Source organism: Arcobacter sp. F155, assembly GCF_004116455.1.
Classification (GTDB): Bacteria; Campylobacterota; Campylobacteria; order Campylobacterales; family Arcobacteraceae; genus Halarcobacter.
This window is the reverse complement of record NZ_PDJU01000002.1, coordinates 316,695-334,340: the sequence shown is the minus strand read 5'-3', so window position 1 is coordinate 334,340 and position 17,646 is coordinate 316,695. Positions and strand designations below refer to the sequence as shown.

The following is a 17,646-nucleotide window of genomic DNA, read 5'->3' as shown; positions in this document are numbered from 1 at the left end:
GGAAAAGAAACTTATGAATATTAATTTACTGGATAGAAATAGTAATCCAGCAATTATCTTAGCAGGAATACTTGCTTTAATAGTAGGAGTTGGAGTTGCAAGATTTGTATTTACTTCACTTCTTCCTCCTATGTTAGATGATTTTCTAACGATTACTTTTGCAGGAGTATTAGCTTCAATTAACTTTGTTGGTTATTTGGGTGGTTCTATTTTTGCAATCTTTATTAAAGATATCAATACAAAAGTAAAGTTTTTTAGATTTGGAATATTTTTATGTCTAGTTACTACTTTAGTATTAGGTATAAGTTCAAATGAAACTTTATGGGCTATTTCAAGGATAGTTGCTGGTTTTGGTGCAGCTATGGCACTTGTTGTTGGTTCGGCAATTGTTATGACAAAACTAAAAATGGATAATAAAACAAAAGCTATGGGAATCCACTTTAGTGGTATTGGTTTTTCTGTTTTTGTAACGGATTTAATTGTAAGAGCTGTGTTTGCTTATGAAGGAAGTTGGAGAGATGCTTGGATAGTGTTAACTATCTTTGGTTTTATAGCTTCAATGTATTCTATGTATATTTTATCTTTTGATAAAGAGTTAAAACAAAACGTAGTAAAACACAAGTTTGATAAGTCTTTATTTTCACCTTTTGTGATTTTACTTATTATTGCATACTTTACAGAAGGTGTAGGTTTTGTTGTTCAAGGAACATTTTTACCTGATATTATTAATTCACTTGAAGGTTTAGATGGTTATGGAAGTTTTACTTGGACTTTAGTTGGACTTGCTGGTATTCCATCTTGTATTATTTGGATGACATTAGCAAATAAGTTTGGAAGTGTGAATATTATTATAATAGCTATGCTTTTACAAGTAGTTGGGATACTTATTTCGGCTCTTACAACAAATGTTTATTTAAACCTTTTTTCTGGGGTTTTATATGGTGGAACATTTGTAGGACTTGTAGCACTTTTTATGAACTTAGGTGGAAAACTAGCTGGAAGTAATCCTGTTATTTTGATGGGAGCTTTAACAACAGCTTATGGAATAGGGCAAGTTGGTGCGCCACTTTATAGTGTAAAGTTAATTGAGATTTATGGAAACTATTCAAATGCACTTTATGTAACAGCAGCAATTGTTTTAGCAGGAGTTGTACTTTTATTTGTAGCAAAGAAGTTTGCAACGCAAGAACAAAGTAGAATATAAAAGAATAAAGGAAAAAAATTATGCCAATAATAAATGTAAAAATGACACATGAAGATGGTGGAGCAACAAAAGAACAAAAAGAACAATTAGCTCAAAAACTTACTCAAGCCTTTGTAGATGTTTTTGGTAGAGGTGAGAAAACTTGTGTTGTAACTATTGATGAAGTATCTACTGATAATTATGCAATTGGTGGAAAAACAATCACAAATATTAGAAAAAATAGCTAAATTTTTATCTAGGATTTTAAAAATATCCTAGGTATTTATGGTTTTTGTATACAAACTGTATAACTCTTTCTGACATCTCATCTAAAAAAGTATGTAACTCATCAAGAAATGTTTTTTGAGCATATGCGCTATTAGTCATTGCCATACCTTATCCTTTTTTACTTATGTTTAGAGTATTTTAAAATAGTAATTATTAAAAAAACATATAAGTTACAATTTACTTTAATAACATAAATCACACTTTTACCCCTCTTTGGCATGTTACAATTTTCACACATTTAAAGGAGAAAAAATGTTAGCTGAAATAAATGACTTTTTAAATAACCTGATTTGGGGTAATATTCTAATATATTTACTTCCTGCTTTAGGTATATTTTTTACAATAACATCAAGATTTGTTCAATTTAGATATTTCTTTAAGATGTTTAATGTATTAAGAGATACAGTTCACGATAAAGAAGGACATATTAGTTCTTTTCAAGCTTTAATGTTAAGTGTTGCTGGACGTGTTGGTGGTGGTAATATTGCTGGTGTTGCTGTTGCTATTACACTTGGTGGACCAGGTGCAGTATTCTGGATGTGGATTATTGGTCTTATTGGAATGAGTACAAGTTTCTTTGAGTGTTCATTAGCTCAACTATATAAAGAAAAAGATGGGGAAGACTCTTGTGTATACAGAGGTGGACCAGCTTATTATGTAACAAAAGCATTAGGTCAAAGATGGCTTGGTGTTATTATCTCAGTTTTACTAATGATTACTTTCGGGTTTGCATTTAATGCAACTCAATCTTTTATTATCTCAACTTCTTTTGAAGCATCTTTTGATATTCCTACTTGGATTACAGGTGGAATTGTTACTTTAGTTTTTGCAATTGCTATTTTTGGTGGTGTAAAAAGAATTACTAGATTCTCAGAAGTTATTGTTCCTGTTATGGCAATGGGATATTTACTTATTGCAATAGTTGTTATTGCTCTTAATGTAGAGAAAATTCCTGCACTTATTACTATGATCATAGAACAAGCATTTAATCCTTCTTCTGCTATTGGTGGTGGTATTGGTGCTGTTATATTACAAGGTGCAAAAAGAGGTATGTTCTCAAATGAAGCTGGATTAGGTTCTGCTCCAAATGTTGCAGCAGTAGCTTATGTAGCTCACCCAGTTCAACAAGGTATTGTTCAGTCATTCTCTGTATTTATTGATACTATTATTTTATGTTCTTGTACAGCATTTATCATTCTTTTATCGGGTGTTTATACTCCTGGACAAGAAGGTGTTCAAGGTGTTCTTCTTACTCAAAATGCACTTATTGAACATATTGGACCATTTGGTGGATATTTTGTAACTGTTGCATTATTCTTATTTGGACTTTCATCTATGTTATACAACTACTATCTTGCAGAAAATAGTTTAAACTTCTTCTCAAAAGGTAATAGGTCTTTATTTAATGGATTTAGAGTTTTATGTGTAGCACTTATTGTTTGGGGTTCATTCCAAGATTTAAGTTCAATCTTCTCATTTGCTGATTTATCAATGGGATTACTTGCAGTTATCAACTTAGTAGTTATTGCAATTTTATATAAACCAGTTCTTAGACTAATCAAAGGTTATGATAGACAATTAAAAGAGGGAAGAAAACCTGTTTTAAGATATAATGATTATCATGAGTTTAAAATTGATAAAAATACATGGAAAGAGATTGTAGATAATATCAATGATAAAAAACAAAAAGCTTAAATAAAGAAGTAAGATTTTCTTACTTCTTTATGTTTTATGGAGTTAAGATGTTTAATAAAGAAGGGATTCCTTTTTTTACTGTTACCATTCCTTTTTTAAGTATTTTATTTATCGCTTTTTTTGCTACTTCATACCACTTAAAAGTGACAAATGAAACCTTTGAGCTAAATATTCAACAATATAAAAAACTTTACGCTTCTTCAAAAATAGAAAAAGAAACTATAGATATATTAATAAAAGAAAAAACTAAAGAGCATGAAATCTATCAAAAAAAGTTTACTGATTTTATGATGGTTTTAACTATTGCAATTATTATATTTATGGCTTTATTTTCACTTCTTATGATTTCAATTATAAATGATGTTGTAAAGAAGTATAAACAGCAAGTTGAAACAGAAGAGAAAAAACTTCAAAACCTAAATAAAAACCTAGCAAGTAAAGTAGCTATTGGAATTGAAGAGGGTAAACGAAAAGATAAAGCTATTTTACAACAATCAAAATTAGCAAGAATGGGTTCTATGATAAGTATGATTGCCCATCAATGGAGACAGCCTTTAACAGAACTTTCTGGTGTGTTAATGGAGCTTGAAACTGCAACTAGATTTAAAAAAGTTACAGATAAACATATTCTAAACTCAATTGAAAGAAGTGATAAGATGATTGAGTTTATGTCAAATACTATTGATGACTTTAGAAACTTCTTTAAACCAGATAAGAAAAAAGAGCAGTTTTCTATTTTAGATTCTTGCCAAAAAGCAATTAATCTAATAAACGCATCTTTAGATGATAGCAATATAAAATTAGTAGTGGATGTTAAGAATGATAAAGAGATAAATGGTTATCCAACAGAGTATTCACAAGTGATTTTAAATCTTTTAATGAATGCAAGGGATATCTTAGTAGAAAAGAGAGTTGAAAATCCACAAATAACAATAACAATTGATACAAAAGGTATCTTAAGTATAGTAGAATTAAAAGATAATGCAGGTGGAATAAAATATGAGCATTTTGATTTGATTTTCGACCCATATTTTAGTACAAAAGATTCTTCAAAAGGTACTGGATTAGGATTATATATTTCAAAACTTATTATTGAAAGAAATATGGGTGGAGAATTAAGTGTCTCAAATGATAAAGAAGGCGCAGTGTTTAAAATAGTATTAGCAGGATAAAGCATGGATGAAAAGTTATTAGAAGAGTTAAAAAGTGTTCCAATTTTATGTGTTGAAGATGAAGATGGAATTAGACAGATTATAGTAGAGACTTTAAAGTATTATTTTGATGAGGTTTATGAAGCAAGAGATGGTGAAGAAGCTTATGAAATATACCAAGAGTATAAGCCTAAAATCATTCTTTCAGATATACAAATGAAAAACTGCAATGGAATAGAGTTTGTAAGAAGAGTTAGGAAAGAGGATACTTCAACTGTAATATTTATGTTGACAGCTTACTCTAATGAAGAGTATTTATTTGATTTAATAAACTTAAATATTAATCACTTTATTTTAAAGCCTTTAAATCTTAAAAAGCTAAATGAAGCTTTAATGAAGTATGTAAGTAAATCACAAGAGCCAATTGAACTTTGTGAAGATATGTATTTAGATTTACAAAAGCGTGAGATTAGTTATAATGGTGAGACTATAATATTAAGAAAAAGAGAGAAAGAGTTTTTACAACTTTTATATGAGAAAAAAGATTCCATATTAACTTATATTCAAATCGAAGATGAGCTATGGGCTGAAAGAGAGATGACAAGCCATGCTTTAAAGTCATTTATCAAGGATTTAAGACATAAGTTACCAGTGAATGTAATCAAAAATGTTCCCCAAGAAGGGTATACTTTAGCAAAATTTGATTAATTTTTAAAAAGCACACTTTTTTCTTACTTCGTTTTTATATGATTGTGCTTTAAAACAGAAAAAGGCAAAAAATAATGGAAGAGAATTTCAGAATTGAAACAGATTTTTTAGGTGAAAAAAAGATTCCTAAGGACGCTTACTACGGTATTCAAACATTAAGAGCTAGTGAAAACTTTGACATCACACACACAAGTTTATCACTATTTCCTACTTTTATTAAATCACTTGCAAAAGTTAAAAAAGCTTGTGCTTTAACTAACTATGAATTAGGTGATTTAAATGATATGCAAAGGGATGCAATCATTCAAGCTTGTAATGAGATAATTGATGGTAAGTTCCATGACCAATTTATTGTAGACCCAATTCAAGGTGGAGCAGGAACTTCTACAAATATGAATGCAAATGAAGTAATTGCAAATAGAGCTTTAGAGATATTAAAAAAATCAAGAAGTACATATGATATTGTTCATCCAAACAATCATGTGAATATGTCTCAATCTACAAATGATGTTTATCCAACAGCTATTAAAATCACTCTTTATGAGTTAATCTATAAGTTAAAAGATTCTCTTAGATATTTAAGAGATTCATTCAATGAAAAAGCAGTAGAGTTTAAAGACGTACTTAAAATGGGAAGAACTCAACTTCAAGATGCTGTTCCTATGACTTTAGGTCAAGAGTTTAAAACTTATGCTGTAATGATTGATGATGATATTTTTAGATTAAGAGATTGTCAAACTCTATTAAAAGAGGTAAACCTTGGTGCAACAGCTATTGGTACAGGAATTAATACTAAAAAAGCATATAGAAAAAAAGTAATCAATAATCTTAGAGATGTAACTGGTATTGATTATGAGAGTGCAAGTAACTTAATTGAAGCTACACAAGATACTGGTGATTTTGTTCATATCTCTGGTATTTTAAAAAGAGTTGCAATTAAAATCTCTAAAATATGTAATGACTTAAGACTTCTAAGTTCAGGACCTAGAGCTGGGCTAAATGAAATAAACTTACCTAAAATGCAACCAGGAAGTTCTATTATGCCAGGAAAAGTAAATCCTGTAATTCCAGAAGTTGTAAATCAAGTTGCTTATGAAGTAATTGGAGCTGATACAACTATCGCTTTAGCTTGTGAAGGTGGACAACTACAGTTAAATGTATTTGAACCTTTAGTTGCATATAAACTATTTACTTCTATTAATATGATGAGAAGATCTTTTTATACTTTAGCTGAAAAATGTGTGAAAGGTATTACTGCAAATGAAGAGATTTGTATGAACAATATCTTAAACTCAGTTACTCTTGTAACTTGTCTAAACCCAATTTTAGGATATGAAAAGAGTTCAGCTTTAGCAAAAGAAGCACTTGCAACAAACAAAAGAGTATATGATATTATTTTAGAGCAAGAGCTATTTACAAAAGAAGAGTTAGATGAGCTTCTACATCCAAAAAACATGGTAAATAACTACGACGATATTTAAAGGAAATATAAATGAAAGTAACTGTAATAAATACAGGTGGAACATTTAACAAAAGATATAATCCAATAAAGGGACAACTTGAAGTCCCTTCGGATAATATTGCTTTAGATAAGATAATCGCTTCTTGTCATAATGTAGAGTTTGAGATTAAAAATATAGTTTCAAAAGATAGCCTTGATATGATAGATTCAGATAGAGAAAAAATTTGTGAAGCTATTAAATCAAGTGAAAATGACAAAGTGATTATTGTTCATGGAACAGATACTGTTCACTTAACTTCTGAACTAATAAAACAAAGAAAAATCAATAAAAAAATAGTATTCACTGGTGCTATGGTTCCTATGAGTATTGATGAGGTTGAAGCTACAATGAACTTCTCTCAAGCACTTGGTTTTTTAAGTGCAGATGTTGAGAATGGAACATATATTGCTATGCATGGAGTTGTAGTAGATTGTTCAAAATTAGTAAAAAATAGAGAATTAGGACAATTTTTAATTCAAGAATAATAATAGTTTTTTTACTAAACTTTAGATAAAATCAGCCAAAAATTAAAATAGGATATTTTTATGGCAATTTATACATGTGGACATACGACTCCTGATTCAGATTCTATTTGTTCAGCGATTTCGTTAGCTTATTTATTAAATAAAATTGGAAGAGACGCAACTCCTGCTAGACAAGGACCAGTTTCTCCTGAGTCTCAATTTATTTTAGACAGATTCGGTTTTGAAGCACCTGAGCTTAAAACTGAGTTTGCTGGTGAAGAGATTTTCATCACTGATTATTCTGATAGAGGACAAGCTCCTGCTGATATTGATGAGGCAACTATTGTTGGTATTGTTGACCACCACAAATTAGGTGACTTAACAACTTCAACTCCACTTGAATGTTGGATTAGACCTGTTGGTTGTACAAATACAATTGTAAAAGAGATGTATGATTATCACAAAGTTGAAATTCCTGCAAATATCGCTGGTGTAATGCTTTGTGCAATTCTTTCTGATACAGTTATTTTCAAATCACCAACTTGTACTCCAATTGATATTGAAGTAGTAAGAGAACTTGCAGAGATTGCTGGAGTTGAAGATTTTGGTGCTTTAGGTATGGAAATGTTCAAAGTAAAATCAGCAGTTGAAGGTGTTCCTGTTAGAGATTTAATTTTAAGAGACTATAAACCATTTGATATGCATGGAAATGCAGTTGGTATTGGTCAATTAGAAGTTATTGATTTAGCAATTTTTGATTCAATCAAAGATGAATTACAAGCTGATTTAGACAAATTAAGAGAAGAAAATAACTTACATACTGCATGTTTAATCTTAACTGATATCATGAAAGAAGGTTCAGAAGTACTTGTTTCTTCAACTGATACAGCAGTATTTGAAAAAGCATTTGATGTAAAACTAGAAAATGGAAAAGTTTGGTTAGACGGTTGTCTTTCAAGAAAAAAACAAATTATTCCTTTCTTAGAACCTGCATTCGCATAATTATAAAAGAAGAACTTTTTAGTTCTTCTTATCTTCAATGAAAACACAAATTTTCAAATCTCCAAAACTAAACTTTTTAGAACTAAGATATATAGAAAAATAATATGTTAATATATAATTAAAAATATTTAGGAATATAAATGTTTAATCTTCTTGTAACAGGACAAAGAGAAGTATGGAAAAATAGAGAATATATTTATCCTAGAAGTAGATTTCTTGAGTATACTGATGAAAAAATATTAAAAAAGTTCAAAAACCTTACTGATAAAAATATTAGTGAATTAAAATCTTTTCCTTGTTTGTTTATGTATGAGCTAAAGAACGATAGTAAAAATGATGTATATCTTGGTTTTCTAAAAAACATAAAAGAACGTGAAAATGGTACTAATCTTTTAATAGAATTTGAAATTGATTTTGATGTAAATATTTCTCTTGATGATATACTAAAATTATCAGAGTATCTTGATATTCGTAAATGGGAAAAGTATAGAACACATTGGGCAATTAAAGATGATGATTTATTAACTAGACTTGTAGATAATTCAATAATTAATATTCAAAAAAAAGAAGAGTTAATTGAAAGAATTAATAATAGATTGAAAGAATTAATACAAATTAAAGAAAATAAGTATCTTACTGATAAAAGAAATGAAGATGGTAAAGTATCAAGTTTAAGAGGTTTTATTAATAAGGTTTTGGATTTTGATGGTAAAGATGAATCAGAAATTTTTTATAGAGGGCACTCAGATAAAGATAAATATAAATTAGAACCATCTTTATTTAGAAAAGATATAAAAGGAAATTATTTATATTTAGAAAATGAAGATAAATTATATAAAGAGTTAATAGCTACAAATCCATCAGAGTTTATGACAGATAATTCTACAATAGATATCTTAATGAGAATGCAACATTACTCTTTACCTACAAGGTTATTAGATATTACTTCAAATCCACTTATTGCTCTTTATTTTGCTTGTAAATCAAATATTGATAAAAAAGGAGAAATTGTAATTTTTAATATAAAAAAAGATTTTATTAAATACTCTGATTCTGATACTGTAAGTTGTATTGCTAATTTGGTTAAACTTCCTAAACAGGAAAAAGATAGAATAGATTTTACTTTAGTAAAAGAAGATTTTAATCAACAATCTTCGATAAAAAGATTGTTACATTTAATAAAAGAAGAAAAGTCTTTTTTTGAACCTAAAATTGAACCAGATGATTTAAAAAAAATAATATGTATAAAAGGGAAAAAGAATAATGATAGAATTTCTTCTCAATCAGGTTCTTTTTTATTATTTGGCTTAGACTCCATATTTCAAGAGGGGGGGGGAATAGAAGATATTTCTATTTCAAGAATACTAATTGAAGATAAAGAAAAAATACTTAAAGAGCTAGATTTGTTAAATATAAATGAAAGTACAGTTTTTCCATATATAGAAAATTCAGCAAAATATGTTGCAAACAAATTTAAATTTAAATAATCCCTTTTTGGGGATTATTTATCTGCTATATCAAAATGCCCTTCACCTTGTGGTATTTGTGCAATTATTCTATCAGCAAGTCTAGAGAATGGTAGAGATTGTAAATATACAGTTCCTGTTCCTTCTAAAGTAGTTAAGAAGATTCCTTCTCCACCAAATAACATTGATTTGATACCTGAACTAACTTCAACTCTATAATCTAAACCTTCAGTAAATGCAACTAAACTTCCTGTATCAACTATTAGTTTTTCACCATTTAGCTCTTTTTTTACAACTGTTCCTCCTGCATGAATAAAGGCTTTACCATCTCCAGTAAGTGATTGTAAAATAAAACCTTCTCCACCAAAGAACCCAGTAGTAAGTCTTTTGTTAAACTCTAAATCAAGTTTTGTTCCTCTTGCAGCACATAAAAAAGAGTCTTTTTGACAAATCAGTTTTCCAGTTTGTTTTAAATCAACAGCCATGATTTTTCCAGGGAAAGGAGAAGCAAAAGCAACTTTTTGTTTTTTATCAACAGTATTTGTAAAGTGAGTCATAAATAAAGACTCTCTTGTAAGAAGTCTTTTCCCCATTCCCCATACTTTTCCAAAGAAGCCTTCATTTAGACTACTTCCATCACCTGCTTTAGTTTCAAATTTTATATTTGCATCCATCCAAGACATCATTCCTGCTTCTGCAATTACAGTCTCATCTTTATCAAGTTCTATCTCTACAACTTGCATAGAATCACCTAATATTTCATAATCAATTTCATGTGAAGTCATCTTTTTCCTTTTTATTAAAGCTAAATTACATTTTGCAATATATATTATGGTCAATATAATATTTATATATAATAAAATAAAAAAGTGAAAAGATGGCAGAACAACTAAAAAATGTCTATACAAAAGAGTATATAGGAAACTTAGCAAACAAAATAAAAGAGTATTATTCTTCTTTTGATGAAGAAAAATTCTGCAAAGAAATCTTTGATTCCTCATGGGAAAGTTTAGAGTTAAAACAAAGAATGAGACATATAGCAATAGTTTTAAACAATAATATAAAACTAGAGTATAAAAAGCAGTTAGAGGTTTTAAAGCTTGTGTCTAAATACTTTTACTCTTTTGAAGCGATGTTTTTTCAAGATTTTGTAGAGGTTTATGGTTTAGACGATTATGAGAACTCTATACAAGCTTTAGAAATTTTTACCCTTGAATCTTCTTCTGAGTTTGCAATTAGGCAATTTATTTTAAAAGAAGAAAATAAAACAATGTCTCAATTAAAACTTTGGGCAAAATCTGAAAATGAACACTTAAGAAGACTTGCAAGTGAAGGGTGTAGACCAAGACTTCCTTGGGCAGTTGCTTTGCCAAATTTTAAAAAGAATCCTAAAAAAGTATTAGAGATAATTGAGCTTCTAAAAAACGATAAATCAAAGTATGTCCAAAAAAGTGTTGCAAACAATCTAAATGATATCTCAAAGGATAATCCAAAATTTGTAATTGAGTTTATAAAATCAAATCTTGGAAAAACAAAAGAGTTAGATTGGATTTGTAAACATGCAGCTAGAACCTTACTTAAAAAAGCAGATAAAGAGATACTTGTTTTATTTGGTTATGAAAAAAGTAAACATGTAAAAATCAATAATTTTCTTTGTAAAGATAGTCTTCTTCTAGGAGAAGAGTTACTTTTTTCTTTTGACTTAATAAGTGAAAATGAGCCTTTAGGTAAACTAAGAGTAGAGTACTGTATCTCTTATTTGAAAGCAAATGGTTTGTATTCTAATAAGATATTTATAATAAACCAAAATGAGATAAAAACATTAAAAAAGAGTTTCTTTAAAAAGCAAAGTTTTAAAAATATGACTACAAGGAAACACTATAAAGGGAAACACAAAATTTCTATTTTAGTTAATTCTTTGATATTATTAGAACATGATTTTGTCTTAAAGTAAGTGCTTAACTGAAATAATGTAATTTAAATGTAACTATTTTATTTTTCTAATAATAGTTTTATTTGTTATAAGTTAGTATAGGTTGTAACAGAAAGGTAATATTATGAAGACTCTATTCAAAACCTTTTTTTTCTTTCTTATTCTTTTATTACCATATACTTATTTAATGGCTAAAAAAACACAAGTTACACTTCAACTTTCATGGTTACATCAGTTTGAATATGCAGGGTATTATGCTGCAAAAGAGAAAGGTTATTATGACAATATAGGCCTTGATGTAATTATAAAAGAGATGAATTACCTTAGAAAAGATTCTGTTATTGATGATGTATTAGCTGGTAAAATTAATTTTGCTATCTCTTATTCAAGTATTATTGAGAGGTATTTAAATGGTGATGATTTAGTATTTATTGCAAACTTTTTAAAGCATTCACCTTTAGTTTTAGTTAGTCAAGAAGGAATTAGGCTTCCAAGTAATATTCGTGGAAAAAGGTTCATGGGTGGAAGTGATGCTTTAAGAAATACAGCTTTTCATCTAATGCTAAAGCAGTTTGGTATTTCAAAAGATGATTTTATAGATGTTCCTCAAACTTTTAGTATAAATGATTTTATAGAAAAGAGAGTTGATGTAACTTCTATTTTTCTTACTAATCAAGTATATAAACTAAATAAAGCAGGTGCCAAATATAATATTATAAATCCAGAAAATTATGGTGCAGAATTTTATACAAATAACTTATTTACTTCAAAGGCTCAATATTTAAAATATCCAAATAGAGTAAAAGCTTTTAAACAAGCCACTATAAAAGGCTGGAGATATGCTTTAGAAAATAAAGAAGAGCTTGTTGATATTATTTTAAAGAAATATAACTCTCAAAATAAATCAAGGGAAGAACTTCTTTTTGAAGCAAACCAAATAGAGAGCTTAATAGTAAAGTCAGTATATCCTTTAGGAAGTATAAATTTAAGTAGAGTAAAAAGAATTGCAGATACTTATGTTCAAATGGGTATTGTAAAAAAACAATCAAGAATAGATAAGTTAAAAGAGTTTGTTTTAGAACCAGTAACAAATAATCCAATACTTACAAAGAAACAAAAAAAATATTTAGAAAAGAAAAAAGAGTTAACTTTATGTATCGACCCGAATTGGATGCCTTTTGAAGAGATTGATAAAAAAGGAAGACATATAGGTTTAAGTAGCGAGTACTTTGATATATTTAGAAAAGAGCTTGGTTTTCCTATTACTTTAGTTAAAACAGAAAGCTGGACTCAAACTTTGGATTATCTAAGAACAAGAAGATGTGATATTTTATCTTTAGGAATGAAAACCAAAGATAGAGAAGAGTATTTAAACTTTTCTGCTCCTGTTATTTCAACACCTTTAGTATTAGCAACAAAACCTGATATTCCCTTTATTGATAATATTAGTAATTTAGAAGGAAGAAAAATAGGGATTGTAAAAGACTACAGTTTTGAGAAGACTTTAAAAAGAAAATATCCTTTTTTAGATTTTGTGAGTGTAAAAAGTGTTGATGATGGTTTATTAAAAGTGATAAATGGAGAGTTGTTTGGTTTTGTTGGGGCTTTACCAATAGCTGCATATAAGTTTCAAGAGTCTTATTTAGGACAATTAAAAATAGCTGCAAAGTTTGATGAAAAACTAGTCTTAAGTATGGGGTTTAGAAATGATGAACCTGAGTTAAGTATGATTTTTTCTAGTTTATTATCACAAATAGCGCCAGAAACCAGAGACTATATTTACAATAAATATGTAGCGATTTCCTATGAGAGTAGAAAAGATTATGCTTTAGTTATATATACAATCTTCTTTTTTGTATTTATTATAGTCTTCTTTGTATATTGGAATAGAAAGTTAAGACTACAAAAAGAACAGACAGAAAAACTATTATATGAGTTAAAACTTACCGAAAAACTTTTAGAAGAAAAAAATGAGAAACTAGAAAAACTATATATTACAGATAAGCTAACAAATATCTATAATAGACAAAAATTAGATACGGAGTTAGAAAAAGAGATTTACAGAAGTAGTAGAACAGGATACAAGTTTTCTCTTATTTTAATTGATATTGACCATTTTAAAGAAGTAAATGATGAATATGGTCATCAAGTTGGAGATAAGGTATTAATTGAGTTTGCCAAGGTTTTAGGAAGAGACTTAAGAAGAATGGATGTTCTAGGAAGATGGGGTGGAGAAGAGTTCCTAATAATTTGTCCTTATACTGATGAAAAAGGTGTTCAGGCAAAAGCTGAATATATAAGAGAATCAATAGAAAAAGAAATTTTTCCTTATATTGGTAAAAAAACGGCAAGTTTTGGAGTCACTACATTTAGGCATACAGATACAGAAGAGACTATTTTAAATAGAGCAGATAAAGCTTTATATGAAGCAAAAAATCAAGGTAGAAATAAAAGCGTATTTTTGATATAGTTCATCAAAAAGAGACTATATGACTCCTGCAATTAATTTTCTTAAAAAAAATAAATGTGAATTTTCTATACATAAATATGACCATGACCCCTTATGTGAAAACTATGGCTTAGAAGCTGTAGAAAAACTAAACTTAGATGCAAACCAAGTATTTAAAACTCTTCTTGTGGAACTAAATCCCAAAGAGTTAGCTGTTGGTATTATTCCTGTTAGTTCTAAAATGTCTTTAAAAAGTATAGCTAAGGCTTTGGGTGCAAAAAATGCAATTATGGCAAATAAAGATGAAGCTCAAAAAGTAACTGGATATTTATTAGGTGGTATTTCTCCTTTTGGTCAAAAAAAGAGATTAAGAACAGTATTAGATGAAAGTGCATTAAACTTTGAAAAGATATATGTAAGTGGAGGAAAAAGAGGTATAGATATAGAGGTAAAAGTAAAAGATATTGAAAAGTTACTAAAACTTAAAATTATGGATATCTGTATCAAATAATTATACTTTTTTAACAAAATCTTAATTTTTAAAGAGTAGTATTATAGATAATAACAAAAAAAAGGATATTTTATGGCTACTACTTCTTCAGATATGAATGCAATATGTTCTCAACTTCTAACACCAGATGACTTAAAAATCTCAAATGAACTTTTTGAAAAAGTTATGAAAACAGCCGTTGTAACCCAAATAGAGGATGTTAAGGGTTCAAGTAGTATTAAGATATATTCTAAAAAGCAAATATTCTTATCAGAGATAACACCTATATTACATGATATAGGTTTTGTAATTGTTGATGAGGTTACATATAATATTAATAATAGCAAAGATATGGTTTTTGTTTCACGTTTTAATCTAAAGATAAAAGATAAAACAGAAGAGAAGAAAATCAAAAACTCTAAAGATAATTTAGAAGCTATAATAACTACTTGTTTAAAAGATAGTTCAATGGTTCATTCAAAGGTTTTCTCTCTTGTTTTTAATGAAAACTTTAACCTACGAAATATTATGTTAGTAAGAGCATTTATTGAGTACATAGACCAAGCAGTTTTAACTATAAACTCAGCTACTGTCTTACATACACTAACTACTCATCATAAAATCACAGATCACTTTGTAAGCTACTTTTGTACAAAGTTTGACCCGAAGGTTGCAAAAAGAGAAGATAAGTTAGCAAAGCTAGAAGAGATTATAACAGAGGATATTAAACAGATTCCTCAAATAACTGATGATAGAATTTTAAAACTTACATTCTCTTTCTTACAATCACTATTAAGAACAAACTTCTATTTAAATAAAGAGACTATCTCTTTTAAAATAGATGCTAAAAGTTTTGGTGAAAACTTAAAAGGTTTACAACCAAACTTTGAAAACTTTGTTTACCACCCAGACTTCTATGGAGTTCATTTAAGAATGAGTAAGATTTCAAGAGGTGGTTTAAGATGGTCTGATAGACATGAAGACTATAGACAAGAAGTAAAATCATTAATGATTACTCAAGAGGGTAAAAACTCTATTATTATTCCTGATGGTTCTAAAGGTGGATTTGTAATTAACAAAGATACAAGTGAAGTTACAAAAGAGTATTTTAAAGAAATTTATTCAATGTATATTAACTCAAACCTTGATTTAGTAGATAATATGGTTGATGGAAAAGTAGTTATTAATCCTAATATTATAAATTATGATGGTGAAGACCCATACTTTGTAGTTGCTGCAGATAAAGGAACAGCTGCAATGAGTGATGTGGCAAATGAAATAGCTATTGAAAGAGGATATTGGTTAGGCGATGCTTTTGCTAGTGGTGGAAGTAATGGATATGGACATAAAGATTTAGGTATTACAGCTCGTGGTGCTATTATGTCAACAAAAAGATTCTTCATTGAAAAAGGAATTGATATTTACAAAGATGAGGTATCTGTTGTAGGTATTGGTTCTATGAGTGGAGATGTTTTTGGAAATGGTTTAATAGAGTCAGACAAATTCAAACTTCTAGCAGCAATATCTCATAAAGATATATTTATTGACCCTAATCCTGATATGGCAGTTGCATATAAAGAGAGAAAAAGACTATTTGAGTCTAAAAGTGGAGGTTGGAAAAACTATAACACTAAACTAATCTCTTCAGGTGGTGGAATCTTTAATCGACATGATAAAGAAATAGAGTTAAGTGCTGAGATTAAAAAGCTAGTGGGAACTAATAAAAAAGTAGTAAGTGGTGAAGAGCTTTGTAGAATGTTACTTACAATGGAAGCAGATTTACTATTTAATGGTGGAGTTGGAACTTATGTTAAAGCAAGTGATGAAAACTCTATTGATATTGGTGATAAACAAAATGAAGCAGTAAGAGTTGATGCTTCTGAGATTAGAGCTAAGATTGTTTCAGAAGGTGGAAACTTAGGGTTTACACAAAAAGCTAGAATAGAGTATGCTCTAGCTGGTGGAAGAATAAATATTGATGGTATTGACAATGCAGGTGGAGTTGATACTTCAGACCACGAAGTAAACTTAAAAATCCTTCTAAATACAATTAGTGTAACAGATAATATCTGTAAAGAAGAGACACAAAGTACTTTAAACTCTATGACTGAGCAAGTTGTAAATTTAGTATTACAAAGTACATATAATCAAGCTTTAGCAATTTCTATTGATGAAAGATTCTCAAGAAGATATCAAAATGACTTTCTAAAAGTTATTGAAGTATTAGAGCAAAATGTAGAAGCCTTTGATAGAAGGTCTTTCTTTATTCCAAAACGTGAAAATATCCATGAAGTAGTTGATATCGATGGTTCTATTGTAAGACCAGTTATTTGTTCACTATTTTCATACTCAAAAATCTTTGTTAAGAAAATATTATTAGAGTCAACACTTATTGATGAACAGTTTGCATTAAGATATCTATATAGATATTTTCCTAAATCATTTGTGGGTGCATATGAGCATGAAGTGTTAACTCATCCTCTAAAAAGAGAGATTATTGCTACTAAAATAGCAGATGTGATTTTAAATTCACAAGGATGTACTTTCGTAAGTGATTACTTAAAATTAGGACACGAAAGATTCTTATTAAAAATCAAATCATATTTAATAGCAAAACAGCTATTTGGAGCAAGGGATATTAGAGAAAAACTATATTCACAAGATTATATTATGGATGTAGAGTGTCAATACAAGTTAATAGGCAAACTAGAATACACTCTATACGCAAGTACAAAATGGATGGTTAAATATCTTAAAAAGAACCAACTTGATGCAACTCATATTTTAGACCATAAAGAGGAGTTATTCTCTTTATTAGAACAAGTTCATCAACAAAAACCAGAAAACTTTATTGAAGGTGATATTGTATTTAATCAGTTCTTTACAGTGATTGATTATTTAAGATTTGCAATTCCTGCAATTACTATTAAGTCTTCAACTAGTCATTCATTTAGAGATGTTGTTACACTGTTCTATTTATTAGTGCATGAGTTCAATATTTTACATATTATAATTGCATTAAATAAAGTTAAAATAACAACTAGAAATGATATGGTTCTTAGAAATCAAGTTTTACAGTTTATAGACTTTATTGTAGTTGATTATACAAAGAAAATATTAGAGTTCCAAAGAGTAAATGAAGAACCAGAAATTGCCTTCTCAAGTTATATAAATAATGAAAAAGATATTTTTTATAAAGTAAGAGATAATCTTGACACATTTATGACAAAAGAGAATAAAGATATTAAAGAAATAGCAGTAACTGTTAACCAAATGATGGTATCATTATTATAAAGCTAACTTAATTTATATCAT

Annotated in this window: 15 protein-coding genes; 13 read left to right on the top strand and 2 right to left on the bottom strand. The window is 28.5% G+C overall.

Translation table 11 applies throughout. The features are described 5' to 3' along the window. The first annotated feature begins 13 nt into the window (after window positions 1-13). Together CRV03_RS04125 and CRV03_RS04120 are read left to right on the top strand one after the other, a co-directional pair. Entirely contained in the window at window positions 14-1,204 is a 1,191-nt protein-coding gene (locus CRV03_RS04125) for a YbfB/YjiJ family MFS transporter (protein ID WP_129083879.1), read from the top strand. Between the two features lie 20 nt (window positions 1,205-1,224). Further along, window positions 1,225-1,431 carry a 2-hydroxymuconate tautomerase family protein gene (locus CRV03_RS04120; protein WP_129083878.1) on the top strand — a complete coding sequence of 69 codons (207 nt, stop codon included), beginning with the start codon at window positions 1,225-1,227 and terminating at the stop codon, window positions 1,429-1,431. Between the two features lie 16 nt (window positions 1,432-1,447). On the opposite strand, the gene CRV03_RS14220 is transcribed toward CRV03_RS04120, so the two are convergent. Then, window positions 1,448-1,570 carry a hypothetical protein gene (locus CRV03_RS14220; RefSeq protein WP_258238999.1) on the bottom strand — a complete coding sequence of 41 codons (123 nt, stop codon included), beginning with the start codon at window positions 1,568-1,570 and terminating at the stop codon, window positions 1,448-1,450. Window positions 1,571-1,723: 153 nt separating this feature from the next. Between CRV03_RS14220 and CRV03_RS04115 the strand changes: the two genes are divergently transcribed. The 7 genes from CRV03_RS04115 to CRV03_RS04085 all read left to right on the top strand — a co-directional run bounded on the left by CRV03_RS04115 (window position 1,724) and on the right by CRV03_RS04085 (window position 9,480). Then, entirely contained in the window at window positions 1,724-3,166 is a 1,443-nt protein-coding gene (locus CRV03_RS04115; RefSeq protein ID WP_129083877.1) for a sodium:alanine symporter family protein, read from the top strand. A 47-nt stretch (window positions 3,167-3,213) separates the two neighbouring features. Next, on the top strand, window positions 3,214-4,338 hold the full coding sequence (locus tag CRV03_RS04110) for a sensor histidine kinase (protein WP_129083876.1): 1,125 nt from the start codon (window positions 3,214-3,216) through the stop codon (window positions 4,336-4,338). 3 nt (window positions 4,339-4,341) lie between these two features. Next, entirely contained in the window at window positions 4,342-5,025 is a 684-nt protein-coding gene (locus CRV03_RS04105) for a response regulator transcription factor (protein WP_129083875.1), read from the top strand. A gap of 74 nt (window positions 5,026-5,099) precedes the next feature. Beyond that, window positions 5,100-6,506 (top strand): aspartate ammonia-lyase, encoded by a 1,407-nt coding sequence (gene aspA / locus CRV03_RS04100; protein ID WP_129083874.1) that lies wholly within the window; start codon window positions 5,100-5,102, stop codon window positions 6,504-6,506. Between the two features lie 11 nt (window positions 6,507-6,517). After that, entirely contained in the window at window positions 6,518-7,012 is a 495-nt protein-coding gene (locus CRV03_RS04095; RefSeq protein ID WP_129083873.1) for an asparaginase domain-containing protein, read from the top strand. A gap of 60 nt (window positions 7,013-7,072) precedes the next feature. After that, window positions 7,073-7,993 carry a manganese-dependent inorganic pyrophosphatase gene (locus tag CRV03_RS04090; RefSeq protein ID WP_129083872.1) on the top strand — a complete coding sequence of 307 codons (921 nt, stop codon included), beginning with the start codon at window positions 7,073-7,075 and terminating at the stop codon, window positions 7,991-7,993. 140 nt (window positions 7,994-8,133) lie between these two features. Next, a complete protein-coding gene (locus tag CRV03_RS04085) occupies window positions 8,134-9,480 on the top strand; it encodes an FRG domain-containing protein (RefSeq protein WP_258238998.1) in 1,347 nt (448 codons plus the stop codon). A gap of 14 nt (window positions 9,481-9,494) precedes the next feature. On the opposite strand, the gene CRV03_RS04080 is transcribed toward CRV03_RS04085, so the two are convergent. Beyond that, the gene (locus CRV03_RS04080; RefSeq protein ID WP_129083871.1) at window positions 9,495-10,244 is read right to left on the bottom strand and encodes a TIGR00266 family protein; all 750 of its coding nucleotides are present in this window, start codon (window positions 10,242-10,244) and stop codon (window positions 9,495-9,497) included. 92 nt (window positions 10,245-10,336) lie between these two features. Between CRV03_RS04080 and CRV03_RS04075 the strand changes: the two genes are divergently transcribed. From CRV03_RS04075 to CRV03_RS04060, 4 genes are all read left to right on the top strand, one after another. Next, on the top strand, window positions 10,337-11,413 hold the full coding sequence (locus CRV03_RS04075; protein WP_129083870.1) for a DNA alkylation repair protein: 1,077 nt from the start codon (window positions 10,337-10,339) through the stop codon (window positions 11,411-11,413). A gap of 103 nt (window positions 11,414-11,516) precedes the next feature. Then, on the top strand, window positions 11,517-13,862 hold the full coding sequence (locus CRV03_RS04070) for a diguanylate cyclase (RefSeq protein WP_129083869.1): 2,346 nt from the start codon (window positions 11,517-11,519) through the stop codon (window positions 13,860-13,862). 19 nt (window positions 13,863-13,881) lie between these two features. Continuing rightward, window positions 13,882-14,352 (top strand): Cys-tRNA(Pro) deacylase, encoded by a 471-nt coding sequence (gene ybaK, locus CRV03_RS04065; RefSeq protein WP_129083868.1) that lies wholly within the window; start codon window positions 13,882-13,884, stop codon window positions 14,350-14,352. A 72-nt stretch (window positions 14,353-14,424) separates the two neighbouring features. Then, window positions 14,425-17,625 carry an NAD-glutamate dehydrogenase domain-containing protein gene (locus CRV03_RS04060; protein ID WP_129083867.1) on the top strand — a complete coding sequence of 1,067 codons (3,201 nt, stop codon included), beginning with the start codon at window positions 14,425-14,427 and terminating at the stop codon, window positions 17,623-17,625. Window positions 17,626-17,646: the final 21 nt, after the last annotated feature.

Coding starts and splice junctions, on each gene's coding strand:
- CRV03_RS04125 (WP_129083879.1), top strand. CDS start 14: ATGAATATTAATTTACTGGATAGAAATAGTAATCCAGCAATTATCTTA.
- CRV03_RS04110 (WP_129083876.1), top strand. CDS start 3,214: ATGTTTAATAAAGAAGGGATTCCTTTTTTTACTGTTACCATTCCTTTT.
- CRV03_RS04115 (WP_129083877.1), top strand. CDS start 1,724: ATGTTAGCTGAAATAAATGACTTTTTAAATAACCTGATTTGGGGTAAT.
- aspA (WP_129083874.1), top strand. CDS start 5,100: ATGGAAGAGAATTTCAGAATTGAAACAGATTTTTTAGGTGAAAAAAAG.
- CRV03_RS04095 (WP_129083873.1), top strand. CDS start 6,518: ATGAAAGTAACTGTAATAAATACAGGTGGAACATTTAACAAAAGATAT.
- CRV03_RS04085 (WP_258238998.1), top strand. CDS start 8,134: ATGTTTAATCTTCTTGTAACAGGACAAAGAGAAGTATGGAAAAATAGA.
- CRV03_RS04070 (WP_129083869.1), top strand. CDS start 11,517: ATGAAGACTCTATTCAAAACCTTTTTTTTCTTTCTTATTCTTTTATTA.
- CRV03_RS14220 (WP_258238999.1), bottom strand. CDS start 1,570: ATGACTAATAGCGCATATGCTCAAAAAACATTTCTTGATGAGTTACAT.
- CRV03_RS04090 (WP_129083872.1), top strand. CDS start 7,073: ATGGCAATTTATACATGTGGACATACGACTCCTGATTCAGATTCTATT.
- ybaK (WP_129083868.1), top strand. CDS start 13,882: ATGACTCCTGCAATTAATTTTCTTAAAAAAAATAAATGTGAATTTTCT.
- CRV03_RS04080 (WP_129083871.1), bottom strand. CDS start 10,244: ATGACTTCACATGAAATTGATTATGAAATATTAGGTGATTCTATGCAA.
- CRV03_RS04120 (WP_129083878.1), top strand. CDS start 1,225: ATGCCAATAATAAATGTAAAAATGACACATGAAGATGGTGGAGCAACA.
- CRV03_RS04075 (WP_129083870.1), top strand. CDS start 10,337: ATGGCAGAACAACTAAAAAATGTCTATACAAAAGAGTATATAGGAAAC.
- CRV03_RS04060 (WP_129083867.1), top strand. CDS start 14,425: ATGGCTACTACTTCTTCAGATATGAATGCAATATGTTCTCAACTTCTA.
- CRV03_RS04105 (WP_129083875.1), top strand. CDS start 4,342: ATGGATGAAAAGTTATTAGAAGAGTTAAAAAGTGTTCCAATTTTATGT.